A 23,998-nucleotide genomic window follows, 5' to 3' on the forward strand; every position below is an offset into this window, starting at 1 on the left:
CTGCCGCGCATCGCGCCCCGAGTGTGACTCCCGTGGGTGAACTCAACCCAGGAATTCACACTCGGACGACGGGCCACCCCGGCAACCGTCGCGAGTTCCCTCATGACGCGCGCCGAGCCGTCAACCGGCCGAGGACGAAGCCCAGCAGGATGCCGCCCAGGCCCGCCTGGAGGGCGAAGAGTCCAGACTCGAGCTCCGCGCTCTCGGGCGCGAACAGCGGCTCGAGCCACGGCACGCCGCCGGTCAGGTCCCCCGCGGCGGCGTCGCTGCCCAGGAACTCCGCCCCCGTGGGGGCCAGCGCCAGGCTGCCGAGGTACACCCCCATGACGGCGACCACGAGCGCCACCCCGATCCACACGTCGCGACGGCTAAACACCGGCGTCCTCCTTGAGCAGACCCAGCCGGGCCAACTCCGGGCGCGCCGCACGCGTCAGGAACCCGACCAGCAGCACACCCAGCAGCCCCTCGGCGACGGCCAGCGGGACCTGCGTGACCGCGAACAGCGCGAGGAACTTCACCAGCGCGCCCCCCAGCCCGCTCACCGGGTCCGGATACGCCAGCGCCAGCTGCACCGACGTCACGGCGTACGTGGCGACGTTCGCCACCGCCATCGCCAGGAACACCGACGCCCACAGCGGGGCCGACAGCCGCGCCGTCGCCCAGTAGATCCCGTACGCCGCCCACGGCCCGACGATTGCCATCGAGAACACGTTCGCCCCGAGCGTCGTCAGCCCGCCGTGGGCGAGCAGCGTCGCCTGGAACAGCAGCACCAGCGTGCCGAGGAACGCCATCACCGGCGGCCTGAGCAGCACCGCCCCCAGGCCTGTCCCCGTCGGATGCGACGAGCTTCCGGTGATCGACGGCAGCTTCAGGGCGCTGACCACCAGCGTGAACGCCCCCGCGGCGGCGAGGATCAGCTTGCGTTCCGGGTGCTCGCGCACCGTGGTGAGCACGGCGCGGGCACCGTGGACGACGAACGGGGTGGACGCAGCCAGCCAGGCCGCGCAGTGCAACGGGGGAAGCATCCCCTCGGCGATGTGCATCGCTCTCTCAGGTCCCTTCGCCCGGGATGACGCGCCCCAGGCAGTCGGCCGTGAGGGTCCAGTTCCTGACTTCCCGCCCGACGGCGGTCCACAGTGGCGCGACCGTGCCGGCTCGTTCCGGCTTCCTGGTCCCCTCGCGGTGTGAATGTGTGGGGCCAGTCAACCAGAGCCCTGCGTCCCCCGCTATTGCGGGGTCCACTACGGTGAACGGCGTGCGCTACGACTACCTGACCGACGGCTCCGACATCTACCGCGAATCCTTCCGGATCATCCGCGAGGAGACCGATCTCACCCGCTTCCCCGACGACGTGGCCCGCGTCGTCGTGCGGATGGTGCACGCGGCCGGCGCCCCGGACGTCGCCGACGACGTGGCCTTCACTCCCGGCGTCGTGGCCGCCGCCAACGCCGCGCTGCGGGCCGGAGCACCGATCCTCTGCGATTCCTCCATGGTGGCCACCGGCATCATCGCCTCCCGCCTCCCCCGCGACAACGACGTCGTCTGCCACATCAAGGACCCCGGCCTCGCGGCGCTGGCCGCCGAGAAGTCGATGACCAAGACCATGGCCGCGATCGACCTGTGGCTGCCCCGCCTCGACGGCGCCGTCGTCGCCATCGGCAACGCCCCGACGGCGCTCTTCCGGCTGCTCGAGGTGGTCGCGGAGACCGGGGTGAAGCCGGCGGCGGTGATCGGGATCCCCGTCGGGTTCGTCGGCGCGGCCGAGTCGAAGCAGGCGCTGGCCGGCAACGACCTGGGCCTCGAGTACCTCGTCGTGCACGGCCGACGGGGCGGCTCGGCCCTCACCGTCGCCGCCGTCAACGCCATCGCCAGCACCGACGAGCTGACCAACACCTCGCGCCAGGCCTGAGAGTCGCTGGCATGCCGCCGGCAGGGCTACGCTGAGGCGCATGCCCGCCCGCCGCCACGCACCCCGCGACGAGGTGGTGTACAGGAACAAGTACGTCGGCACGGTAGAGTACCACACCAGCCGCTCCGGCTATGGCGACGCGTCGATGGTGTCCTACCGGTTCCCCTGCCAGGTCCCGCAGAAGACGAGCCCGGACTTCGTGCTCATCCACGGCATCGGCGTGTCCGCGCGTTCGTACGGTCCAACGGCGGTGGAGCTCGCCAACCACGGTGACGTCCACCTGATCGACCTGGCCGGATACGGCCGCTCCCCCCGCCCCGACCGCGACCTGAGCATCACGGATCACGCCGCCCTCGTCGGCAAGTACCTGGCGGACAAGGACCTGGACCATCCCGTGGTGGTGGGTCACTCGATGGGCACCCAGGTGGTGGCGCAGCTGGCGGCCGACTTCCCCGAGGAGGTCGACCACATCGTCCTGATCGCGCCGGTGGTGACGCCGTCGGCCCGCTCGCTAGCGAAGGTCGCGGGGCTGCTGATGGCCAACGGGTTGAAGGAGCCCCCGCAGGTCGCGGCGATGGCGATCTACGACTATCTGTTCCGAGCCGGCGTGCCCTACATGGTCCAGCAGACCCCGCACCTGCTTCAGATGGACATGGAACTGGTCGCGGGGCGGATCGACGCCAAGACACTGGTGCTCTGCGGTCTCGACGACCCCATCGTGCCCCTCGACTGGGCCGAGAAGTTGGCGGCCACGTTCAAGCACGGCTGGTTCGCAACGGTGCCCGGGCCGCACGCCACGATGTTCGCGTCGCCGAAGCTGATCGCTGATCTCATCGACGAGCACGCGCACCGCTGAGCAGTCCGCCTGACGCGGGCGATTGTTACGCCGAGGTCCCCCCAAGACCTCGGCGTAGCCGCAGTGTCGCCGCGATCCGCCGAGAATGCATCCGGGAGGGTACGAAAGTACCTTCCCGCGCTCCTCCGCTGGTCAGGCGAGCGTCGCCCACCCATAGGATGACGGCGTGGGACGAAAAGCACTCTCGAGCGGCGCGCTGGAGGTCCTCATCGCGCTCGTGATCATCACGGCAGAGCTCCTCGCTCCCCGGGCCCGCCTCGTCCTGCCCCCAGAGATCGTGGCCCTCGACGTCGCGGCGTTCCTCACGGTGGTGGTGGCCGTCCGCTGGCCGAGAGTCGGGGCGCCGCTGACCATCGTCATGGCGGTCACGGCCGCCGCGGTCGACGAGAACCTGCTCGGCTTCTGGGGCTATCTCCTCATGCTCCCTGTCGTCGCCGCTTTGAGGAACGGGCGATGGGCCCAGGCAGCGGTGATGGCAGCAACCGTGTTCACGGCGTCGGTGACCGCCACGGCTCGCAAGCTCGCGGAGGACTTCAATCCCTTCGAGGTGATCCTCGGGTGGTTCGCGCTGGACGCCGTGTTCGTGCTCGTCGGATTCGGCCTCAACGCCGTCTCGCGCAACGCCGCCGAGGCCGAGTCCAGGCGCCAGCGGGACCTCAGGCTCCAAGCCACCCTCGACCTCCACGACTCGGTGGCCCGCGAGCTCACTCTCATCGCGATGGAGGCCGACGCCGCGCATAACGCGGGCGGAGCATCTCCGGAGGCGCTGGCCGCACTGTCCGAGCGGGCCCGCAACGCTGGGGCCGCCCTCCGCGACACCATCCGCATGATGCAGCTGGGAGAGAGCGCGCCGACGGACGCGGACTTCCGGGAGACCTTGGCGCAGGAGGTCCGCGAGCTCAAGCGTCGCGGCCACGAGGTGACCACCTCCGGAGACCTCAGCCCCACACTGCATGCGTCCATCGACCGCGCGCTAGCGCAGATCCTCCGCGAGGCGCTCCACAACGTGGCCAAACACGGCCTGAAGCACGGGCCCTGCACGATCGTGGGCGAGCTGTCCGCCGTCGACTACCAGCTGATCGTCACCAACCAGATGCCGCCTGATCGGACGACCGGCGCGGGCCTCGGCACGCTCGGCATGCGCCACCGCGCCACGCTCGCCGGCGGTAGTCTCCGGCTGGCATCCGCGAACGGCACGTGGACGTGCCTGGTGGAGATGCCGCTGACCGTGCGGCAATTGCAGACATGATCAGCGTCGGGATCTGCGACGACGACCCGCTCGTCCTGAGCTACCTCGCCGCAACCCTCGCCCGCGTCGACGACATCGCTGTCGTCCACCAGTGCGCGGGGGGTCACGAGGCATTGGCTGCGCCCCCAGTCGACCTGTGGCTCATGGACATCCGGATGCCCGGTATCTCCGGGGTGGAAACGTGCCGCGCGCTGACCTCCCGCCCGGACCCGCCGCGGGTCCTGCTGCTCACCAGCCTCAGCACCACGAGTCTCACCGAGGCGGTCGGCGCCGGCGCCTGCGGCTTTCTCTACAAGGACACCCCGGCCAAGGCGCTCGCCGCGGCCATCCGGACCGCGGACGCCGGGATCTTCGTCCACTCCCCCGACGCGGCGCGGGGGCTGACCACCAGGGTGACCAGCCGGGAGTCGGCCCCCGACGGAGTGCTGCGCGACGCCGTCGACCACGAGCTGATCCGCGCCATCAACGCCGGACGCGGCTACGACCAGATGGCCGAGGCGCTGGGCATGTCGGTGTCAGGGGTCAAGAAGCGGGTCGGCACCCTCATGAGGCGCGCGGGCGTCAGCAGCCGCCCCCAGCTGATGGCACAGTCCGTCTCCTGGTCAACGCAGCCATCGGAGTCGCCCCGCCCGGATAGTCCTGCTCCGTCCTAGTTGACGGTCCAGCGCAGCTTGGTGAGATCGCACTCTTTGGGGATGTGCGTGTCATCGGAGACCTCAGCCGAGGCCGCGGACTCACCGCCGGTCAGTTCAACCGGCCGACCGAGTTCGAAGGTACCGTGCTCTGTCTCGAGTGCACCATGGTCAGCCCAACTCGGGGCGCCGCGGAAGACCGGGAGATAGTCGGTCCCATCTTCGGCAGTCAGGTACAGGCAGCCATCGTTGAGCTGCAGCATCCCGCTGACCAGGGCCGTGGGTCCGCCGTCGTTGAGCGCCCCCTCCCGCCAAGCTACCTCGGGGGCAGCCTGGCTCGCCGTGCAGCCGAGGCTCAGACCAACCGCAGCCCAAACCAGCCACACCATCAAGTGCTTCATACCGCCTACATATACGCTGCGGCCCGTCGCCGAACAGAAGCGGGACCCCAGAGGGTACTTATGTGCCCACCCATGAGTCCGCGCTACCTGTTCTTCTGCACACTGCAAGGCAGGGAGCGACGCTCGGTCCGACCCCGGCCCACTCACGATGGCGCTCCCGGCTACGCTGGCTACGTGCCCGTCACCGCCCCTCACCCTGTGACTCGAGGCTGCTGAGATGGCGCGCCGCGGGCAACTCGACGACTCCTTGCTCCGGCCCGGCTGGACAACCGGCGCCTGCGCCACCGCCGCCGCGACCGCCGCCTACGAGGCCCTGCTCACCGGGGAGTTCCCGGACCCCGTAGAGATCGAGCTGCCCCAGGGCCGCCGGCCGTCGTTTGCCTTAACCCTCGAGCATGTGACCGACGGTGTCGCGATGGCCGCCGTCACCAAGGACGCCGGCGACGACCCCGACGTCACGCACGGCGCCCTCGTCCGCGCCTGGGTGCGCCCGGGCCCGTCGGGCTCGGGCGTGCGGTTCCTCGGTGGCCCCGGCGTCGGCACCGTCACGCTGCCCGGGCTCCCGCTCCCTACGGGCGAGCCGGCCATCAACCCCGCACCCCGGGCGATGATCAGGGCGAACCTCTCCGCAGTCGCCCGCCGACACGGCGTGCCCCTCGACCTCGAGGTGACCATCGGGGTCGACGACGGCGAGGCCCTCGCGCGGCACACGTGGAACCCGCGCATCGGCATCCTGGGCGGGATCTCCATCCTCGGCACCACCGGCGTCGTGGTCCCCTACTCGTGCTCCGCGTGGATCGACTCGATCCGCCGCGGCGTCGACGTCGCCCGCGCCGCCGGCATGCAGCACCTGGCCGCCTGTACCGGGTCGACGTCGGAGCGCGTCGTCGCAGAGCTGTATGGCCTGCCAGAGCTGGCGCTGCTGGACATGGGCGACTTCGCCGGCGCCGTGCTCAAGTACGTCTCCCGGCACCCCGTCGAACGCCTCACGATTTGCGGAGGGTTCGCCAAGCTCACCAAGCTCGCCGCCGGACACCTCGACCTGCACTCCCACCGCACCCAGGTGGACCTGTCCCACCTCGCCGGCCTGGCGGTCCAGGCCGGTGCCGGGGAGGCGCTCGCCGCGGCGATCCGTGGTGCGAACACCGCGGCAGAGGCCCTCGGCCTGGCCGAGGCAGACGGCATCCCGCTGGGCGACGCCGTCGCCACCGCGGCCCGCGATCACGCCCTCACCGTCCTGCGCGGCTCTCCCGTGGCGGTCGACGTCATCTGCATCGATCGGGGCGGCGCCATCGTCGGCAACTCGGCTTGATGAGGGATGCGGCACGCCGGTCCGGTGAATGTCGGGGATGAGCGCAGACGTTTCAGGGTCCTACCGCCTCAGGTTCTTGAGTCCCTCCCCTACGATCTCGAGCCGCTCCACAGCCGAGCGCCGCAACTCATCACGCAGATAGCCGTCGAGATCCAAAACACGTGCAACTTCCTCACGGTCGAGGTGTGGGCTGAGATTCATGGCTCCCAGTCTCTCGCCGGCTCACCTGTCCTTGAGCTGCTCATGAAGGCCGCCCCGCAGCGCGAGCGGAACCAAGGCCACCCCGAGTGCCCACCCGGACGCGGCGGCCGAACCGATGGCGAGGAGACCTGCACCCAACGTCGCCGCGACGCCGGTCAGCGGGACGGCCAGCTGCGAGACGGCCACTGCGAGCGCGGCGACGGTGGCGGCGCAGGCGAGAATCACCGACGGCACGAGGACCAGGGCCACCTCCCCCATCGTGAGGAACATGAGCTCCGCGCGGCTGCTGCCGAAGGTCCGGTAAACCGCGAGCTCTGGGCGCCTGCCCCAGTGTGTGAGCAGGACCAGCAACCCGATCAGCACGCCCGCCACCAGTCCCGGGGCCAGTCCCGCGTACCGTTGCCACTGCTCCTGAGGGCTGAGGAGGGCCGAGTCGTCGACGGCGAACGGGCTGATCGCCACGCCGTGCCCTGCGAAAGAGAAATCGAGCAGGTCGCGGCCCGCCTCGAACGCCCCAGGGTCCATCCGCACCCAACACTCGCTCATCGCGAAATCGGGCGGGCGCGTCACCACCACATTGGCCAGGAGCCGGGCCGGCTTCACCGAGTCCGACGTCCGTGCGTCGATGCGATGCGAGTTGCCCTCACCGTCGTAGAGCACCATTCCCACGGCAGCCAGCCCGGTGTCGGCGAGGTCTGATCCTGCAACAACTTCTCCAGGTGGCTCGGCAACCGCCCAGGCAGCCCAGATTCCGGGGGTGGCGACATCGACGGTCACCCCCCGCGCCCCTGAGAACGCATGCCACTCACGCTGCTCCTGCCCGACGGCCCCGGCGCCGATCACCCCGGGCTGACCGTTGAGTTGGGCGCAGATTCTGGCCGGCACCGGCTGCCCATCCGAATCGGCCTGAATCCACCAGACAGTTCCTCCACGGACCAACTCACCGTCGTGCTGGTTGAGGACGCTCGAAGCGGACACGACGGTGGCAACTCCGCACATGGCGAGCATTGCGGCTGTGACCACTGCCAGCACAGCATGCCGGGGACCGAGGTTTCGGAATGCCTCGCGCAGCAGAAGACCCGGATGCCACACAGTTCAGCCTTCTCCCAGGGATCCGTCGGGCCGGATCCGCACGATCCGGTCCGCCATCGCCCCGATGCGCTCATCGTGGGTGGCCAGGAGCACCGCCGTGTGGCCGGCCGTCGCGAACAACGCCTCCGCCACCACGTCCGCGGTGCGGGCGTCGAGGTTCGCAGTCGGCTCGTCGGCAAGCAGCAGGCTGGGGCGGGAGATCAAGGCGCGGGCGAGAGCAACGCGCTGCGCCTCGCCGCCGGAGAGCGTTCGCGCATCCCGCTGATCCGATGGATCCAGCCCGACACTGACCAGTAACTCGGTGGCCGTGGCGTCGGCGGTGCCCGACGTGGAGCCCGCGGCCAGGGCAGGGAGCGCCACGTTGTCCAGAGCACTGCGCCGTGGTAGCAGGTTGACGCTCTGGAGGATCCACGCGATGCGCAGCCGAGGGCGATCCTGCACCGAGCACGCGACCCCATCGATCTCCACCCGCCCCGTCGTGGGAGCCGCAAGAAGACCAGCGACGTTGAGCAGCGTGGTCTTCCCTCTCCCTGAGGCCCCCATCAGGGCCACCGACTCCCCTGATGCCACCGTCAGATTCACCCCATCCAGCACGGCCCGGTCTGCCCCCGCGTACCTGAACGCCACGTCGACCAGCCTCAGGGACATTCAGCCTCCGGGACGACTTCCAAGGGATTGGCCAGGACGCGCGCGCCCTCGCTCAGATCAGGTGTGATCAGGGCGCTGCCGTCGACCGCCGAACCGATCAACGTCACCGTCGCAGGACTGTAGTCACCGGCCAGCAGAACGCAGGACTCACCTGACGGGTCCAGCACCAACGCCGCCGGGGGCACTGCCTGCCCCGGCTCCGGATCGGTCAATGCCACTCTGCCCTCCACCGTCACATTCCCCGTCGTGTCCGAGGGGGGAGTGGTCTCCTCCTCGACGGCGCCCTCGGCATCAGAGGCCGAGCCTGAATCCGCCACAGGATCCAGCAAGGCCGCCAACGCGGCTTCGTCGACAAGCGTCCAAGCCCCCTCGCTCAACGTGACATCGTACGAACTGCCCAGGTAGGAGAACCGGTACGCTCCATCCGGCCCACCGCCCTCCACCTCAAACCTCAGACCCTCGACGGCCGTCACTCCGTCGAGGAAGGCCGCACCGGGGGCCGGCGCCGGCTGCCCGACGCGCAGGGAGACGGAGCCGACGCGGTACGTGTCGGTTGGGAGCAGGATGAACCACCGCGGATCCAGGACTCCGGTGGGCGACATCCCGAGCGATTTCTCGTAGGCGCGCACAGCCGAGGCCGTTGCACGCCCGAAGGTGCCCGACACAGACAGAGATGCTTCGGGGACGAGATCGTTGAGAAGTTCCTGGGCCACTTTCACGTCGGCACCCTTGTCTCCCCGCGACAGTGACCTGAACAGTGCAGTGTCGGCGAAGTAGGCACGCAGCGTCACCCCGTCGACATCCACGATCGCGCTGCCCGTTCCCAACTCATCCGAGCTCCCGGCATGGACAGCGGTGACAGTGCCCGCCGAGCCGTTCCACAGCACCGGCTCCGGCGCGACCCTGCGACCCGTCAGCGACGCCGCCGACGAGTAGTCGAGTTGCGCCTCGCGGACCTCGACAACCACCGGTACCGGCGGCGCATCGAGCGCCGCCAACTGACCGCGCAGCGCCAGTGCCAGCCAGGCGCCCGCGCCGATCAAGACCGCCACCGCGATGAACACGGTGACGGGGTACAACCACGACCGACGCCTCACGGGTTGTTCGCGTCTCCCTTGGGCCAGACGCCGCGGTAGCGCTCCATGCACGCCATCGCCTCTATCTCCTCTGGGGTGTCCGACAACTGCTCCCAAATGGCCTTGACGAAGACCCGCGAATCGTTCGTCCCGGCATCCAGCCCGGTGACACCGAGGTCAGTCAAACAGCGCAGGAGATCGCTCATGGCGATCTCCTGCTCTCCTCCCGAGAGGCGCTGCGACTCCACATACGCCCTCTCAATCGCTTCAAGGTGGCGTGCCCAGCACTCGTTGTAGGCGGCCTCGCCCTTCGCGTCGTTCCCCTCCGTACTGTGAATGCCGATCGAGTAGCCGTTGGAGAGCTCACTCCACGCCAAATCCGCATCGAAGCCCAGGTCAATGAGACAATCGACCGTAGATTGGAGCGCCGCCCGGTACTCGGCCTCGGTTGGCGCCTGAGAGTCCGTCGCAGAAGCGGTGCAAGCGCTGAGCAGCAAGACCGCACACGCAGCGGCCGTAATGCGTTCTAGCATGTCAACGATGCCGAGGGGCTGTGCCGTGTCAGGGTGGTTTCGGAGCCCACCAAACATCCTGCGGCGACAACGCTGACAACCAAACCCCGAAGCCCCATGAGCCCCAACTCCTTCGATCGAGTGGGGACGGCGGAATGTCGCCCCACAGACAGACCCTGCACGATCCGGGAGATGATTCGCGGGACAACCGCAGACCGCGGATCGAAAGTGCCTGGAGACGGTACAGAAGTGCCGTGAATCAGGCCGGTGTGCTTCTTGTGCATCAAGGTTGCGATCCGCGCCATCCACTGCAGGCCGGCACTCTCCTACCGCCCGAGGTCCAGGTCTCGGAGCTTGGCCATGAGTTGGGGGCGCGAGTGGACGTCCAGGCGTTTCATGAGCGCCGCGACACGCTTCTTCAGCCCGGACTCGGACATGCCAACACGCGGAGCAATCTGCGCGTACGTCTTGCCCGTCATCACCTCGTCCGCGATCCTCCGCTCGTCCGCGGCCAGGTCGGGAACCTCGACCGGGAGACGGGGCGAGGCGGCGTCGCGTGACCGGGGGATGATGACCGCGGCTTGCGGAGATTGAACCTGGAACCCCGCTGCTGCGGCCCGGACAGCGGTGTGGAGCCGTTCCGGCTGTTCGTCCTTGAACAGGTAACCCGAGGCTCCTGCCCGGTACGCCTCGGAGACCGTCTCCGAGGTGGAGGCTGTCAGGATCAGCACGCGGGGCGGATCCGTGCCGGCAGTCAGGACGGCACACGCCTGGATACCGGTCATCTCCGGCATGCGTTGGTCCATCAGCCACACATCAACCGGCTCATCGACAGCGATGGCTTCTTCCCCGGAGCGGCAGACCGCGACCACGACAAGGTCGTCCGCGCGGCCGATGACATCGGCGACCAGCCGAAGGACCAGCGGATCGTCATCACAGACGCCCACCCTGATCATGCGACGCCACTGCGGGTGTCCTGCACGAGCGGAAGACTGGCCTCAAGTACCCACACGCCGTGGGAAAGGCCAGCCGACACCAAGCCCCCTCGCGCCCGCGCCTGGTTCCCCATGCTCTCCAGCCCCAGCCCCGAGTGGCCGCCCGCTGCCCCGGCGCGGGGTGTGTTGGTCACCGCGAAATCAAGGGCATCGTCGGTGGCCTCGACCATGATCAAGCACGGCCCGTCGGGGTTCCCGTGCTTGGCCACGTTGTGCAGCGCCTCCAGCATGATCCGGCCCGCCGCGTGATCCACCGCGGTGCGGAGTGGAGCGTCCACCTCGATGCTCACCCGAACCTCGAACCCGAGCCTCTCCAACTCAGCACGCCCCACATCCACCGCCATAGACAAACCCGTGTCCCGCTCAGGGGCTGCGGGCCGACCCCCCAGCAGCTGCATGGTTCGACGGATCGCGACACTCGCCTCGCGCGCCATCTGCGCCATCGACTCCAACTGCTCCGGAGTGGCCGAACCCGCCACAACGGCAGCATCCGCCTGCATGGCCAGAACAGCAAGATTCCGTGCGGTCGAATCATGCAGGTCCCGGGCCAGGTCAAGAGCACGCTCCTGGTAGTCACGGTGCACGCGCTCCTCGGCTACCCTCGCGAGCGCGCGACCCGCGAACCCGACCGCCCACACCAGCCCGTACGTGAACAGCCAGGTGATCGTGATCCCGATCAGGTCCCTGTCGTCCGGGTGAACCCGATAACTCACCCACCACCCCGCGGCACCCCCGATTGCCGTCGCAGCACCCGCCAGTCCGATCCGGCCACGCCGGATCGCCGTCACGGTCGGCAGCGCGTACAGATACAAAGCCATTCCCGAACCGTCAGGATCCAGCCAGAGAACGACAGCCAGCCCGGGCAGCAGAAGGCCGATCCCCAACCCCAGCCAGCGCAGAGCGACAAGCGCCAGCACCAGCGCCAGCACATCCGCCGCCAACGCAGACACAGAGATCCGGCCGCCCACGAACGCAAAGAACGAAGCCGCAATCATCAGCAGCGCGACGGCTGACTCAGCCCCGCCCCACGCCAGCAGGCGATTCACCACCATTGCACGCTTCACGAGCACCCACCCTAGGACGCCCACAACTCCGACACCCGCAAGAAGGATCTTTCGTACCCAATCCGGGCACGAATGAACCCACCCACACCCCACGGGCGCCTACATCCGCCGGGACCCCTGTCTACTTGGGCAGCATGCCGATCATGGTCTCGCTCCTCGCACTGCTACTCCTCATCGTCGCCCCCGCCGAGGCGCCTTCGCCAGCCGGGGCCGAGGCCCGGGACATCTGCACGGTCTTCCCCTGGTACCCGGGCTGCTGACCGAGGTCAGCCCTCAAACGCCGAGAGAAGCCATGCCCATATGAGTGATACTCGCGCACCTGAAGCAGATCATGCGGGGCCCAGCATTCAAAGGTTCACGAAGGTACTTAAGTACCCTGAGGCGTGCAGCCGCCTATTGAAGCAGTCGTTCCACGTGTTAGTGTCCGACACATGCACAGAAGACATTTCGCGACGGCATTGACATTCATCGCCGCTCTCTCACTGTCCGTTGCTGCACCACTGTCCGCCGGTGCCGCGACGGAATCAGGAATCACACCGACGTGTGTTGCCGGGGCGCGGCCTCTTGTGCGGGGAGAGCAGACGAGTCTCAATACCCTCCGTGTCGACATGCCCAGTGGCACAATTCGTCACAACAACGCGACAAAATACTACTTCGCCTATCAGCATCCAACCATGACCCGCGCTTCATGGTATGCGTCGTCCATCTCCTTGAAGGACTCAGGAACGTATGGTATTTGCGCGCCGGTCTAGTTCCATCGCGGCTGCGCTGCTGGCAGTTCTTGGTCTCTGCGGATGTGTTGCGCAGGAACCGGTTGCTGCCGCTTCCAGCTCGTCGGCGTCTGTCTTCGACCGCAATGAGCGTTGGGCACCGGAGCAGAGCATCACGCTCCCGCCGATGACAATGGAGCAGAAGCTGGAGTTCCGGCTGCAGTGGCTCGATGCGGAGTGGCAATCCGTCGTGGAGCAATGGCCAGAGCTGGCAGTCGAAGATGCACGACCGACGGTGGAACTGGTCTCGTTCGGGGATCCCATCGGCGGAGATGAATTATTGGCGCAGTGTTTCACCGATGCTGGATACCCGGCCGTCGCGGAGGAGGGTGGAGTCAGTTTCCCGGCCGGGGTCCAGGCGTCGCCACAGTATGGCCTGGCACATTACGTTTGCTACTCGAAATTCACGCCGGATCCGCTGATGCTTCGCGATTGGAACGATGATCAACTCGGTCTCCTGTGGGAGTATCTGACTCAGTGGCGCAATCCTTGCCTGGAGTCCTTTGGGCTTGTCACCCGTGAAGGTCCCGACCGCGCGTCGTTTATCAACGAGTTCTTCACAGACGGCGCCGAAGCCCGCGCTTGGGCATTCAGCGACCCCACCATCGGATCCGACAACCGAGACGACATTCTAGCGGCGTGCCCCTCGCTCCCACGGGAACACTTCTATGGCTCCTGACATCGCCACATCCGACACGGCTCCGCCAGGTTCGCAGCGCCGATGGCCACTGATTCTGGGCGGTGCCCTGCTCCTGGCCACCGCGGCCTTCTGGGCGGGAAGGGTCACACTGACTCCGCCGCCCGGGTTGCTCGAGACTGCGGACGAGGATCTGGTGGTCACGGTGACCGAGCGCACAATCGGCCAAACCCTCGACTACGGTGCCCGGACATCCCGCGCATCCCGAACCATCGCCACCAACGCTCTGGCTGGGGTGGTCACGGCGGCGCCGGACCAGCCGGTGGCTGTCCGCGCCGTCGGCGACGTGCTCTACGAAGTGGGGGGCATTCCGGTGCGCATCGTCGAAGGAGTGGTACCGTTCCACCGCGATCTGTCCCTGGGCACGGCCGGCCGGGACGTGGAGCAGTTGGAGGGCGCGCTCGTCGCTCTGAAATACCTCGACGCGGCAGACTCCACCTTCGACGAGGCCACCGGCCGCGGCGTGTCTGAGTGGCAGCGCAACCTCGGCGTCGCCCCTACAGGGATGGTGGGCCTCGGGGAGCTGGTCGCCGCCGACTCACTGCCCGCCGGCGTTGTGGTCGACGCGCAACAGGTCTGGGCGGGGGCGGTGCTGGGCGGCGGCGAGGTGGTGGTCTCGATGACGACAGGCGACCCGCAGTTCATCCTGCCGTTGTCACCCGGACAGATGGGCCTGGTCCCAGCGGACGCGCCGATGACGGTCGAGGGTCTCGGGCACAGCTGGCCCGCGGTATGGGGGTCGAGCCGGCCCAACGACGAGCTGGGCGCGGGCGAACTCGTGACGTTGACCAGCCCGGACGGCGGGCCGGTGTGCGGAGACAACTGCGACGCCGTGCCTGCCGAGCAAACGTGGGTGACGGTGCACATCGAGGTAATCCCCAGGACCACCGGCCCCACGGTCCCGGTGGCCGCCGTCTCTACCGACGCCACCGGGCAGGCCTGGGTGACCGTGGTCGACGGCAGCGCGCGCGAACGCAGACCCGTGACGGTCAGCAGGTCGCACGCGGGGCTCGCCGTCGTCGAGGGAGTCGAGGTAGGCGAGTCTGTACAGGCCCTCGCCTCGGCCGACGTCACACCCGAGGCGTCAGCCACAGCGACGTCCTCCGCGAGGCCGTCACCGAGCGAGACTCCGTGACATCGGTGCTCTCCGTGTCCGGGCTGCGGTTCACCTACCCGAGGGGACGCGAGCCGGTCCTCGTCGATGTGTCGGCCGAGTTCGACGCCGGAGAGACGGTTGCGCTGACGGGCCCCAGCGGACGCGGGAAGTCCACCCTCCTCTACCTACTCGGGCTGCTGCTCACGCCGGACGAGGGTGAGGTGGAAGTGCACGGACGGCCCACCTCCACGCTCAACGACGCCCAGCGCTCCACCATGCGCGCCCGCCACATGGGCTTCGTGTTTCAAGACGCTGAGCTCGACCCCGCCCGCACCGTCCTGGATTCAGTGGTTGAACCCGCTCTGTACGCCGGCCACCGCAGGAGGGATGTCATCGCCAGAGCGGGAGAACTGCTCGGCGCGTTCGGCGTGGACGCCCGGGCTGATCACCTCCCGGGGCAGATCAGCGGCGGACAGGCGCAGCGGGTGGCGCTGTGCCGGGCGCTGATGAACCGCCCCACGATTCTGTTGGCGGATGAGCCCACTGGCAACCTCGACCGCACCAACGCGGAGAACGTCTTGGACCGCCTCGTCGGGGCCGCCAAGGACGAGTCCGTGGCCCTGATCATCGCCACGCACGACCCCTTCGTCATCTCCCGGGTCGACAGGGTGGTCGAGCTGTGAGGGCGGTCTCGCTCCTCCGGGAGGCCGTTGCCTCCGCGATGGCTGCCCGGGTCCCCACGATCCTCATCCTGCTCGCTGCCGCCGCAATGACCTTCGCCGCAGCCGCCACCTCCGGGCGCGGGGCGGCCCTGCAGGAGCAGTTGGAGCAGCGCCTGGAGGACGCCGGCGCCCGCGTAATCGCGGTCACCGACCAGGGCTCCGATGGGTTCCTCACCCCCGAAGCGGTCAGCGTCATCGCGGACCTTTCCAGCGTCGACACCGTCGCAGCGGTGACCAAGGCGTCCACGGTTACCAACGCCGCCCTCGGCTGGGGCGGGCCGACGGTGAGCGCCTGGGGCGTCGTCGGCACCAGCCCCGACGACGTGGTCACCCTCCGCGCCGGCCGTTGGCCCGAGCCTGGTGAGGCGATCGTCTCGGCCACCTCGGGCGCCACCCTCAGGATGGAGGCCCCGTCCGGGGCATTAATCACGAGGGACAACCACACCTACGCCGTCGTCGGCACCTACGACGCGGCAGCCCCGTTCGACTGGCTCCGCGACGGCGCCATCTACGTTTCGGCGACACCCGGGGTTGGTGAGCAGGCACGAGTCATCGTCGACGATGTGGGTCAACTGGGCCCCACCGAACGCGGTCTCCGGAGGTTGCTGGCGCCCACCGACCCCGCGAACCTGGGCCTCTCCTCCCCACGGGACCTCGCCGAGACCTCCCAACTGGTGGGCGGGGACGTCCGGTTGGCCGGCTACGAGACCACCCTCATCGTCCTGCTCGTCGGCGCGCTGTTCGTGGGCGCCGTCGCCCTGGCCGACGTGCTCATCCGGCAACGCGACCTCGGCCGGCGGCGAGCCCTCGGCATCACCCGCGTCGACCTCATGAGCCTGATCGTTCTTCGCGCCGCGCTGTCCACCACCGCCGGCGCGGTGCTGGGCATCGTCGCGGTAACGGCCTTCGGCACGGCCACGGAAACCATCGCTCCGCTCGGGCATACCGCCGCCACCGCCACCCTCGTGGTCGTGGCGGCCCTCGTCGCGACGGTGCCCGCAGGCATGGTGGCCGCGCACCGCGACCCCGTGGCGGTACTCCGAACGGCCTGACCAGCCGCGGACGCTGTGAGATCCGGTCCCTGGCCCCGGAGCATCAGCCCTCCTTGACGGCGCCGCCCGCGGAATGAGCGCGAGATACCACACTGGTATCATGATGGCATGGCTATGACACTCCGGCTGGAACCTGAGGATGAGAAGGCCCTCGCGCTGCTCGCCGAGGCCGAGGGGGTGAGCAAGCAGGAGGCCATCGTGCGCGCTATCCGGGAAGCCGCCGCACGACGGCTCCGCGAGGACAAGGTGCGATTGCTCTCCAATGCGGCACGGGCCCGCTACGCCGACCTGCTCGACCGGTTGGGCCAGTGATCGAGTACCTCACCCTCGAGGACGTCTTGTCGTTGGTGGGGGACCTTGGAGTTGGCCCGGTTCGCGACATCGGACTGCTCGACTCCGCCGTCCACCGCCCCCGGGTCAGCGTCTTTGGCCGGGATGCGTATCCCGGCCTCGACGACAAGGCTGCCGTGCTCCTGGAATCGTTGGTCGGAAACCATGGCCTGGTCGATGGGAACAGGCGTCTTGGCTGGCTGTCGCTGGTGGTGTTCTACGGCCTCAACGGCATTGACTTGGATGCGCCTGACGACGAGGCCTACGACCTGGTCATCGCGGTCGCCAGCGGGACCGCGACGTACCAGGAAGTATCGGCGCGCCTCGCGACTTGGCACTGACACCACCAGCGGCAGAAGCGCGCGTTGGGAATGACGCGACGCTGTCACATTGAAGCTGGGCGTGTCCGCCACTGCTCGTCGCTCATCGCGTAGACGAGGTTGTCGTCCCAAGCCCCACGGCACCAATACGACTTGGGTGCGAGCGATTCGACGTGCATGCCTAGCCGTTCGAGGAGCCTCGCTGAGCGAACATTCTCCGGCGAGAGTTGGCCGTAGATTCGGTGGCACCCAAGGCGCTCGATCAGGTCGGCGATCACGGCGGAGGCGGCCTCGTATGCGTATCCCTTGCCCTGGAACTCGGTCCGCAGGGTGAAGCCGATCTCGGCGACGCCCCCATGCTCGTCGAGTCCCACGTAGAGGTCGCCGATGAGTTCACCCTCCAGTTCGATCCCGATCTGACGAGGCTCCCCCGGGACGACGTCGCCCCAACTCGCCTGGTCAGCGACGTGCCGCTCCACCCGCTCCCGCGACACAGGAAGCTCCCAATCCTGCAGCGCCGCGACGTCTGGGTCGTTGCGGTAGGCGAAGATAACGTCGATGTCTGCTTCCCGCAAGGGACGCAGAATTAGCCGCTCGGTGCGGAGGGGGTAGGGCGGACTCATGCCCTCCAGCATCCCTGCAGTCGGGTGACGCGACAAGCGGATCCCTGGCTACCAAGAACTGACGGTCTCCGGCCCGCCGCTGTGGTCGTTCGTGCTGCTGGCGGGAGTCTTCGGCGGGATCGGGCTCGGCGGCCTGAACCGCGTCATCGGGCAGGACCCCGTGCTGCCTGCGCTGCGGTGTACCTTCACGCGGCGTAGCCGGCAAGCGCGCGCCGGATCGCTTCAGAGCGTGACACATGGTCACGCTCGGCCAGCGCGTCCAATGCCGTGATTTCCTCGGCTGTCAGGCGTACCGCGATGACCTGCATCGGCTCGGCACCGCGCCCGGGACGGCCACGACCGCGACGCTTCAACTCCGCAACGTCGTAGCCGGCTTCGGCCTCATTCGTCCATTGCTGGATCTGCTCTTCACTCACCATGAGAATATCGTATAACGGAATATGTATGCGCGAAAGAGCTCCGTGGTCAGGTGCCGGAGGCCATGTAGGCGGCGAGGATGTAGTTGGTTGGGATGCCTGTCGAGGTTCTTGCGGGCGCGGTCGTAGCGCATGGTGGTTCTGGGGTCTGCGTGTCGGGCGGCGATCTGAACGTCACGCAGGTCCGACTCGGTATCGACGCGGGTCTGCCCACGGTAGCGGGCGAGATACGCGGCGACTGCCCTCACCAGAGGATCGGTCGCAGCATCGAGGAGGACAGGGAACAAGATGGGCTCAAGACTGGTCATACAGGATGCTGCGCTCACACCGACCACAACGCCAGAGGCAGCATCTTCGAACTGGCTGCGGCAAACCCGGACGTTTGGAAGGGGAGCCCGAGACGCATCCTCGCGTCGTTTGGTGTGGATCAACCTCGGGCTATTTAGGCGTAAGGGGAGCGCTTCGACTGGTCAGCGGCGGTTGGCGTGGAGGAAGGCGACGGCGGCTTGGACGCGCCGGTTGACGCTTGGGTTGGGGGGCAGGTCGAGGCTGCGGAAGATGGCGGCGACGTGGGATTCGACGGTTCGTTCAGAGACAGCGATGCGGTCGGCGATGGCCTCGTTGGAGTGGCCTTCGGCGATCAGGGCCAGCACGCGGCGTTCCTGGTCGGAGAGCCGCGCCAGCGGTCCGGCCTGGCGGGCGCTGGTGAGCATGGCGGCCACCACTTCGGGTTCGAGGGCGATCGAGCCGGCAGCGACCCGATGGAGGGCGTCGATGAGGGTGCGGGCGTCGGTGACGTGGTCCTTCAGCAGGTAACCGACGCCGGAGGGCACGTCTTTCAGCAGTCGGGTGGCCCAGTCGGGTTCGACGTAAGTGGAGAACACCAGGATCCCCAAGCCGGGGTGCTCCCGGTGCAGCTGTGCGGCCAGTTGAATGCCCTCGTCAGTGTGGGTTGGTGGCATCCGCACGTCCAGGATCGCTACGTCGGGCACGCTTCTACGTAGCACCGTCTGGAGCTCGTGCCCCGAGCCGGTCGAGGCGGTGACGGCGACACCGGCGGCCTCGAGCAGCATGGACAGCCCTTGGCGGAAGATGCCCGAGTCGTCGCACAGCGCCACCGTCAAACGGTTGCTCACGTCTCCTCCTCGGCGCGTCCTACGGGCAGGGTCACCGTCAGGATGGTGCCGGCGCCGGTTGGGCTGTCAAGGGTGAGGGTGCCCCCCGCGCCATGGACCCGGTCGCGGAGCCCGGCCAGCCCGCCGCCCGGGGTGAAGTCGACCCCCCCGTCGCCGGTGTCCATAATCTGCACCCGCAACCCGTCCGCGACATCCGCTGTCACCGTCACGCCCGCGTCGGTGTACTTCAAGGCGTTCACCACCCCTTCGGAAGCGACGAACCACGCTGTCGCCTCCGCCACTGGCGCGAACCGCCGGCCCACCAACTGCGGTGCCACGTGCACCTGCACGCGGCCGGACAGTTGCGCCAGCGAGCCCAACGCCGAAGCCAGCCCGGCCTGGCTGAGCAGGGCCGGGTGCTGCCCCCGCGCCAGCCCCCGCAACTCGGCCATCGTCGTGACCAGCCGCGACTGGGCGAACGCGATCGCCTCGGACACAGCCTGCGGTTCGCCTCCCAGCCCCGCCCGCGCCAAAGCCGCCTGGGCCGCCAGCAGGTGCTGCTGGGCGCCGTCGTGCAGGTCGCGTTCCAGCTGGCGGCGCTGCTGCACACCGGCCTCCACGATCCGCGCCCGGGACGCGCGCAACTCAACGGCCTGGGCCGCCTGTTGCACCGACAACCTGGCCCTGGCGAGCACCACCCCCGCCGCGTCCAACAGTGGCCGCACCTGCCTGCCGTTCGGGTCGACTTCTTTGTCGTGGTCGGCCACGACCGCTGGGCCGTCCGGCTCGATCACGATGGGGTGGAAGGCACGGCCTGGTTCCGGGGACACATGGGAAACCGGGTTCCCCGCCGCGTCGGTCCAACCCTCCTCGGTGCGGAACCGCAGCCGAAGCGCGGGATCGGCCACGTACTTCACCAGGACCGCCTCGATCGCGGTCGCGTCGCCGCCGGCGGCGAGCAGCGCGTCCAGGAACCCGGCCCGTCGCAGGTTGGCCGCGACCGCCACGAGCAGGACAACCAGAAGAGAGGCCGCCCCAATGGCGTTGTAGACGGGACCGATGACGTTGCCAAACCCCGATGGCGCACCGTATGCCTCCATTGCCAACAAAGCCACCAACCCCCACATCATCGGCACCGTCAGCCACACCAGCAGACGCACCGCCCTCCGGTTCGGGCCGGCAGCACGCCGATGCCGTCGCGCCTGCGCCACAGTGAAACTCACCGCCACTGGAGCCAGCGCGAAGGGCATCGCCTTCTGCACGCCGGTCACCACTGGTTCCCAGGGGAACAGGGTGAGCCACTGACCTGGTCCGGAGTAGTCGGCCATCGTCTCCGGGTCCCAGAACAGCCCCGACCCGGCCCTCAGCCCGACCAGCACGACCAGAAAGCCCACAGTGAGCAGTCGCACTGTCCGTGGCGCAGCCGGGTGATCGGGAAGACGCAGGACCGGCACGGCCAGGAAGGGCGCGCTCGCATACTGCAACGACCAACCCACCTGGCTCGAATAGCCCGTATCGAATGTCGGGAACTGGAGGAAGAAGGCCCCGAAGGCGATAGTCCCGCCCACCAGCCACCAACCGTCCGAACGCAGCTCCGGCACCCGCAGCAAAAAAACCGCCGCCACGGCCGTGACGCCCTGCACTGCCAGAGCAGCGAAAGCCCAAGGTTCGTCCCAGGCGGCGAGCACGCCCGGCACGAAACTCGCCGCAGCGGCGACCAGCAGCACTGCTGCGAGCACACGGCGCCACGCGTTCATGGCACCAGTCTGTCGCGTCACAGCCCCGGCCGTGTCCGTGCCAGCACGGAATGAACTCTGAGCCTGGCACGGATCAACCAAGCCGGCCCTTTGGCGATGCTCGATACATGACCACGACCGTTCCCAGCTTCACCAAGGACATCACGCAAACCTTCCTGGCCAGCACCCTCGCCGTCACACTCCTCATCCTGCTCGTCTGGATGTTCATTGGCATCACCGGCGCCGTCACCAACCTCTCCAACGACACCCCCCTACCGAGCCCCCAAGCGCAGATCGCGCCACAGCCAGCCCAGGCGCCCGACCCCACGATCCAGCAGTAACAGCTCTCAACCCGGAAGAGCCGATCAGCAGGCGCTTGACCGCCCTCGACACCCCAGGCGTCAAACGTGCACCACGATCGAGCGCACCGCCTGCGGCAGATCCGGATGGCTTCAGGCGGTCTTGTCCTGGTTGAGTCGGTCGAGGATCCAGGAACGCACGAGGGTCGACGGTGGGAGGTGCTGGGCGTCGGCGGCCTGCTGCACCCGGGCCTGCTCGTCTTCGCTGAGCCGGATCGAGTACACCTTCGTCCGGTTCGGGCGGGACGGTCGCGCACCCCCCGGGTAGTCGTTGTCGCGGGTTCTCTCAGAATCATCTCGCAGGCGAGCCGCCAGCGCAGGATCAATCGTCTTTGCCATGTCCAGTCCCCTCTCGATAGAACCTCAGATCGGCACCGGTTGCTGGCCACGCATTGATCCCGTGCAGATCTCCATCAGCGTCTCGGAACGCGATGACGACCAGGACTCTGCCGGCAGCCGTGGAGTAGCCGATGAATCGAGAAGCATCGGGGTAACGGTCGCCGCGATTCCGGGTGTACGCCACGGACTCGTCGTCTCAGTTGAGCACCTCTCCCACGCACCCACGGTACCCCTTCGTCTGACAATGTCGTACATCTATCGCGCACGGTTGAGGGCTCAACGGATCGGATCGGTGCGCGCTAGGTGCCGGAGGCCATGTAGGCGGCGAGGATGTAGTTGGGATGCCTGTCGAGGTTCTTGCGGGCACGGTCGTAGCGCATGGTGGTTCTTGGGTCGGCGTGGCGGGCGGCGATCTGGACGTCACGCAGGTCGACTCCGGCATCGAGCATCGTGGTGACGAACGTGTGCCGCAACATGTGGGGGTGCATCCGCGGCAGTTGTATCGCGGCGGACTCGGCCAGGTGCTTCGCCGCCGGGTGGCCGCGTGACGGTCCATCCGAGAGCCACGACGGTTGAGCAGAATCGGCCCCTCCGCTCGTCCCGCGACGGCGTGTTCGACCGCCCGCTGAACAGCCGGCGGCAGTGGAGTGAGAACAACCTTGCCACCCTTGCCGTGAACCTTCAGCACGCGGTGACCGTGCTCCTCACCGAGGTCCTCGATGTTGGCACCGCATGCTTCGAAGATCCGGAGTCCAAGCAGCCCCAGCATCACGACCAAGGCGAAGTCATTGACGTTGGCAGACAGCCGGGAAGCGCTGAGTAAGGCTTCGAACTGGAGATGGGACAAGCCCAGAGTCGGAGACTCAGCCGGCACGTTCGGGCGCCGCACGTAGTCCGCCGGTGAAGCAGCTATCACCTGGTCAATGACACAGGTGCGGTAGAAGCCCGCCATCACAGAGACACGCCGGCTCACGGTCGAGGGCTGGAAGTGGCGAACCTCCTGCATCCAACGCACATACAACTCGATCTGCGCCCGGCTGGCCATCAACGGTTCTAGACCCCGCTCCCGGCACCACACCAGATAAGCGCGAAGGTCCGACTCAGTATGGACACGGGTCTGGCCACGGTAACGAGCCAAGTACGCGGCCACCGCCTTGACGAGCGGATCAGTGGCCGCGTCGATGAGAACCGGGAAAGAGACAGGATCAGGACTACTCATGACCAGATCCTGCGCCTCCAAGCCACTGCCAGCGCACATCTCCAGCCCCATCGCAACATGTCGAGGCGCGGCAAGAGCTCGCATTGCGGACTGATGGATTGTGGCTACACTTGTAGCCATGACTGTTGAAGGATGGATGGCGCTACGGGACGTCAAGAACCACCTGTCCGAAGTGGTAGACCAGGTGGAACGTGAGCACGACCGGGTGGTGATCACCAAGCATGGCCGCCCCGCGGCCGTCGTGGTCAGCATCGACGACCTCGCCTCGCTCGAGGAGACCCTGGACATCGCCGGCCGCCCCCAGTTGATGCGGCAAGTCCGAACCAGCCTGACCGAACTCTCCGCCGGCGACGCGGAAGTCATGACCAAGGACGAGATCCTCCGCACCCTCACCGCATGAGCGACGACGCTTCGCTGTCCATCGCCTGGACCCCGACGGCCAAGCGCGCCCTGACCCACCTCCCGGAGAAGGTAGCCGCCGCAGCGGTGGAGTTCATCTACGGGACGGTGGCCGCGAACCCGCGTCGGGTCGGCAAGCCACTGCGCCGTGAAATGGAAGGCCTCCACAGCGCACGACGCGGAGACTTCCGCATCATCTACCGCATCTCAGACGTCGTCACCATCGTGGCCATCGACCATCGGTCCGACATCTACAGGAGCCAATGAACCGCCCCAGCGCGTGAGATGAGGATGTTCCCGGGCACTTGACCCGCTCACGCTCGCAAGTTACCTTGGATCGATGGAGGATCCAATCATCGCCCCGTCCGTGCTCAAGCATGGCCTTGGTGAACCGAGATCCTCCACGCCGACCGCAACCCGGTCCGGATCTGGGATCTCGGCGACGGGTTCACCATGATCGTGGGTCCCAACCAGTCCGCGATCTTCCTGGAGGTCGGCTATGTCGATGGCGATCAAGTGCACGTCATCGTCCACGCAATGAAAGCCCGCGAGAAGTTCCTGAGGTGATGACCATGCCACGCACGGTTGACGAGATCCTGCAGCACGCCGACGAGCTCGCGGCGCGCTTCGAGTCCTACGAACCCAACCCCGACGACGAACTCGACGCCGGTGCAGTCGCCCTGCTCCGCGCAGCGGTCGCGGAGCGATCCGAAGCCGAGCGCCACGTGATTGATGCCATCCGCACAGCACGCGAAGCCGGCATGCCATGGTCGGCGATCGGCGCTTTCGTCGGCACCAGCGGAGAGGCCGCCCGTCAGCGCTACGCAAGCAAGGTCGCCTGACGCACCAGGCGCGGCA

The 23,998-nt window shown here is 67.9% G+C and carries 31 protein-coding genes; 15 read left to right on the forward strand and 16 right to left on the reverse strand.

The features are described from left to right. Window positions 1-100: 100 nt before the first annotated feature. Complete coding sequence (cbiN, locus tag ACX1D1_RS14520) at window positions 101-376, reverse strand: cobalt ECF transporter S component CbiN (RefSeq protein ID WP_220489042.1); 276 nt, start codon at window positions 374-376, stop codon at window positions 101-103. Next, the gene (locus ACX1D1_RS14525; RefSeq protein ID WP_459055083.1) at window positions 369-1,043 is read right to left on the reverse strand and encodes an energy-coupling factor ABC transporter permease; all 675 of its coding nucleotides are present in this window, start codon (window positions 1,041-1,043) and stop codon (window positions 369-371) included. The genes cbiN and ACX1D1_RS14525 overlap by 8 nt, the downstream gene beginning before the upstream one ends. A 212-nt stretch (window positions 1,044-1,255) precedes the next feature. On the opposite strand from ACX1D1_RS14525, the gene ACX1D1_RS14530 reads away from it, so the two are divergent. The 4 genes from ACX1D1_RS14530 to ACX1D1_RS14545 all read left to right on the forward strand — a co-directional run bounded on the left by ACX1D1_RS14530 (window position 1,256) and on the right by ACX1D1_RS14545 (window position 4,667). Beyond that, window positions 1,256-1,909 carry a precorrin-8X methylmutase gene (locus tag ACX1D1_RS14530; protein WP_459055084.1) on the forward strand — a complete coding sequence of 218 codons (654 nt, stop codon included), beginning with the start codon at window positions 1,256-1,258 and terminating at the stop codon, window positions 1,907-1,909. 40 nt (window positions 1,910-1,949) lie between these two features. Beyond that, entirely contained in the window at window positions 1,950-2,765 is an 816-nt protein-coding gene (locus ACX1D1_RS14535; protein WP_459055086.1) for an alpha/beta fold hydrolase, read from the forward strand. 166 nt (window positions 2,766-2,931) lie between these two features. Continuing rightward, complete coding sequence (locus ACX1D1_RS14540; protein ID WP_182781629.1) at window positions 2,932-4,014, forward strand: sensor histidine kinase; 1,083 nt, start codon at window positions 2,932-2,934, stop codon at window positions 4,012-4,014. Then, window positions 4,011-4,667 (forward strand): response regulator transcription factor, encoded by a 657-nt coding sequence (locus tag ACX1D1_RS14545; protein WP_182781628.1) that lies wholly within the window; start codon window positions 4,011-4,013, stop codon window positions 4,665-4,667. Before ACX1D1_RS14540 ends, ACX1D1_RS14545 begins: the two co-directional genes overlap by 4 nt. On the opposite strand, the gene ACX1D1_RS14550 is transcribed toward ACX1D1_RS14545, so the two are convergent. Further along, entirely contained in the window at window positions 4,664-5,035 is a 372-nt protein-coding gene (locus tag ACX1D1_RS14550) for a hypothetical protein (protein ID WP_459055087.1), read from the reverse strand. The two genes, ACX1D1_RS14545 and ACX1D1_RS14550, sit on opposite strands and share 4 nt — an antisense overlap. A 229-nt stretch (window positions 5,036-5,264) precedes the next feature. Between ACX1D1_RS14550 and ACX1D1_RS14555 the strand changes: the two genes are divergently transcribed. After that, on the forward strand, window positions 5,265-6,359 hold the full coding sequence (locus ACX1D1_RS14555; protein WP_459055088.1) for a cobalt-precorrin-5B (C(1))-methyltransferase: 1,095 nt from the start codon (window positions 5,265-5,267) through the stop codon (window positions 6,357-6,359). Window positions 6,360-6,419: 60 nt separating this feature from the next. Here ACX1D1_RS14555 and ACX1D1_RS14560 read toward each other — a convergent pair whose 3' ends face one another. The 7 genes from ACX1D1_RS14560 to ACX1D1_RS14590 form a co-directional block, all read right to left on the reverse strand. Next, window positions 6,420-6,560, reverse strand: coding sequence for a ribonuclease HepT family protein (locus tag ACX1D1_RS14560; RefSeq protein WP_459055090.1), 141 nt, complete (start codon window positions 6,558-6,560; stop codon window positions 6,420-6,422). A 21-nt stretch (window positions 6,561-6,581) separates the two neighbouring features. After that, window positions 6,582-7,652, reverse strand: coding sequence for a hypothetical protein (locus ACX1D1_RS14565; RefSeq protein WP_459055092.1), 1,071 nt, complete (start codon window positions 7,650-7,652; stop codon window positions 6,582-6,584). Window positions 7,653-7,655: 3 nt separating this feature from the next. Then, the gene (locus ACX1D1_RS14570) at window positions 7,656-8,300 is read right to left on the reverse strand and encodes an ABC transporter ATP-binding protein (protein ID WP_459055093.1); all 645 of its coding nucleotides are present in this window, start codon (window positions 8,298-8,300) and stop codon (window positions 7,656-7,658) included. After that, window positions 8,291-9,397, reverse strand: a complete 1,107-nt coding sequence (locus ACX1D1_RS14575) for a peptidoglycan-binding domain-containing protein (protein WP_459055095.1) — start codon at window positions 9,395-9,397, stop codon at window positions 8,291-8,293. The genes ACX1D1_RS14570 and ACX1D1_RS14575 overlap by 10 nt, the downstream gene beginning before the upstream one ends. Continuing rightward, on the reverse strand, window positions 9,394-9,909 hold the full coding sequence (locus ACX1D1_RS14580; RefSeq protein ID WP_459055096.1) for a hypothetical protein: 516 nt from the start codon (window positions 9,907-9,909) through the stop codon (window positions 9,394-9,396). Before ACX1D1_RS14580 ends, ACX1D1_RS14575 begins: the two co-directional genes overlap by 4 nt. Window positions 9,910-10,214: 305 nt before the next feature. Next, complete coding sequence (locus tag ACX1D1_RS14585; protein ID WP_459055098.1) at window positions 10,215-10,835, reverse strand: response regulator; 621 nt, start codon at window positions 10,833-10,835, stop codon at window positions 10,215-10,217. A 5-nt stretch (window positions 10,836-10,840) separates the two neighbouring features. Then, the gene (locus ACX1D1_RS14590) at window positions 10,841-11,947 is read right to left on the reverse strand and encodes a sensor histidine kinase (RefSeq protein ID WP_459055100.1); all 1,107 of its coding nucleotides are present in this window, start codon (window positions 11,945-11,947) and stop codon (window positions 10,841-10,843) included. An 897-nt stretch (window positions 11,948-12,844) separates the two neighbouring features. Here ACX1D1_RS14590 and ACX1D1_RS14595 point away from each other — a divergent pair. The 6 genes from ACX1D1_RS14595 to ACX1D1_RS14620 all read left to right on the forward strand — a co-directional run bounded on the left by ACX1D1_RS14595 (window position 12,845) and on the right by ACX1D1_RS14620 (window position 16,955). Continuing rightward, a complete protein-coding gene (locus tag ACX1D1_RS14595; RefSeq protein ID WP_459055101.1) occupies window positions 12,845-13,396 on the forward strand; it encodes a hypothetical protein in 552 nt (183 codons plus the stop codon). Window positions 13,397-13,559: 163 nt separating this feature from the next. Next, window positions 13,560-14,549, forward strand: coding sequence for a peptidoglycan-binding protein (locus ACX1D1_RS14600; protein ID WP_459055103.1), 990 nt, complete (start codon window positions 13,560-13,562; stop codon window positions 14,547-14,549). Continuing rightward, a complete protein-coding gene (locus ACX1D1_RS14605) occupies window positions 14,546-15,193 on the forward strand; it encodes an ABC transporter ATP-binding protein (protein ID WP_459055104.1) in 648 nt (215 codons plus the stop codon). Before ACX1D1_RS14600 ends, ACX1D1_RS14605 begins: the two co-directional genes overlap by 4 nt. After that, the gene (locus ACX1D1_RS14610; RefSeq protein WP_459055106.1) at window positions 15,190-16,284 is read left to right on the forward strand and encodes an ABC transporter permease; all 1,095 of its coding nucleotides are present in this window, start codon (window positions 15,190-15,192) and stop codon (window positions 16,282-16,284) included. Before ACX1D1_RS14605 ends, ACX1D1_RS14610 begins: the two co-directional genes overlap by 4 nt. A gap of 108 nt (window positions 16,285-16,392) precedes the next feature. Further along, entirely contained in the window at window positions 16,393-16,596 is a 204-nt protein-coding gene (locus ACX1D1_RS14615; protein WP_459055107.1) for a toxin-antitoxin system HicB family antitoxin, read from the forward strand. Continuing rightward, on the forward strand, window positions 16,593-16,955 hold the full coding sequence (locus tag ACX1D1_RS14620) for a type II toxin-antitoxin system death-on-curing family toxin (protein ID WP_459055109.1): 363 nt from the start codon (window positions 16,593-16,595) through the stop codon (window positions 16,953-16,955). The genes ACX1D1_RS14615 and ACX1D1_RS14620 overlap by 4 nt, the downstream gene beginning before the upstream one ends. Before the next feature lie 44 nt (window positions 16,956-16,999). On the opposite strand, the gene ACX1D1_RS14625 is transcribed toward ACX1D1_RS14620, so the two are convergent. The 4 genes from ACX1D1_RS14625 to ACX1D1_RS14640 form a co-directional block, all read right to left on the reverse strand. After that, window positions 17,000-17,557 carry a GNAT family N-acetyltransferase gene (locus tag ACX1D1_RS14625; RefSeq protein ID WP_459055111.1) on the reverse strand — a complete coding sequence of 186 codons (558 nt, stop codon included), beginning with the start codon at window positions 17,555-17,557 and terminating at the stop codon, window positions 17,000-17,002. A 185-nt stretch (window positions 17,558-17,742) separates the two neighbouring features. Further along, complete coding sequence (locus tag ACX1D1_RS14630) at window positions 17,743-17,976, reverse strand: ribbon-helix-helix domain-containing protein (protein ID WP_459055113.1); 234 nt, start codon at window positions 17,974-17,976, stop codon at window positions 17,743-17,745. A 467-nt stretch (window positions 17,977-18,443) separates the two neighbouring features. Then, entirely contained in the window at window positions 18,444-19,109 is a 666-nt protein-coding gene (locus ACX1D1_RS14635) for a response regulator transcription factor (protein WP_459055115.1), read from the reverse strand. Then, window positions 19,106-20,845, reverse strand: a complete 1,740-nt coding sequence (locus ACX1D1_RS14640; protein ID WP_459055117.1) for a sensor histidine kinase — start codon at window positions 20,843-20,845, stop codon at window positions 19,106-19,108. Before ACX1D1_RS14640 ends, ACX1D1_RS14635 begins: the two co-directional genes overlap by 4 nt. A gap of 107 nt (window positions 20,846-20,952) precedes the next feature. Between ACX1D1_RS14640 and ACX1D1_RS14645 the strand changes: the two genes are divergently transcribed. Then, window positions 20,953-21,165 (forward strand): hypothetical protein, encoded by a 213-nt coding sequence (locus ACX1D1_RS14645; RefSeq protein WP_459055118.1) that lies wholly within the window; start codon window positions 20,953-20,955, stop codon window positions 21,163-21,165. Window positions 21,166-21,276: 111 nt separating this feature from the next. Here ACX1D1_RS14645 and ACX1D1_RS14650 read toward each other — a convergent pair whose 3' ends face one another. Both ACX1D1_RS14650 and ACX1D1_RS14655 read right to left on the reverse strand, forming a co-directional pair. Beyond that, the gene (locus ACX1D1_RS14650; protein WP_459055119.1) at window positions 21,277-21,522 is read right to left on the reverse strand and encodes a YlcI/YnfO family protein; all 246 of its coding nucleotides are present in this window, start codon (window positions 21,520-21,522) and stop codon (window positions 21,277-21,279) included. Window positions 21,523-21,821: 299 nt separating this feature from the next. Continuing rightward, on the reverse strand, window positions 21,822-22,010 hold the full coding sequence (locus ACX1D1_RS14655; protein ID WP_459055120.1) for a tyrosine-type recombinase/integrase: 189 nt from the start codon (window positions 22,008-22,010) through the stop codon (window positions 21,822-21,824). 849 nt (window positions 22,011-22,859) lie between these two features. On the opposite strand from ACX1D1_RS14655, the gene ACX1D1_RS14660 reads away from it, so the two are divergent. From ACX1D1_RS14660 to ACX1D1_RS14670, 3 genes are all read left to right on the forward strand, one after another. Then, entirely contained in the window at window positions 22,860-23,141 is a 282-nt protein-coding gene (locus ACX1D1_RS14660) for a type II toxin-antitoxin system Phd/YefM family antitoxin (protein ID WP_459055122.1), read from the forward strand. After that, complete coding sequence (locus ACX1D1_RS14665) at window positions 23,138-23,407, forward strand: type II toxin-antitoxin system RelE family toxin (RefSeq protein WP_459055123.1); 270 nt, start codon at window positions 23,138-23,140, stop codon at window positions 23,405-23,407. The genes ACX1D1_RS14660 and ACX1D1_RS14665 overlap by 4 nt, the downstream gene beginning before the upstream one ends. A gap of 305 nt (window positions 23,408-23,712) precedes the next feature. Further along, window positions 23,713-23,982: a hypothetical protein gene (locus ACX1D1_RS14670; protein ID WP_226996284.1), complete on the forward strand. Its 270-nt coding sequence runs from the start codon at window positions 23,713-23,715 to the stop codon at window positions 23,980-23,982. Window positions 23,983-23,998: the final 16 nt, after the last annotated feature.

This window comes from Tessaracoccus luoxuelianae, from assembly GCF_054483915.1.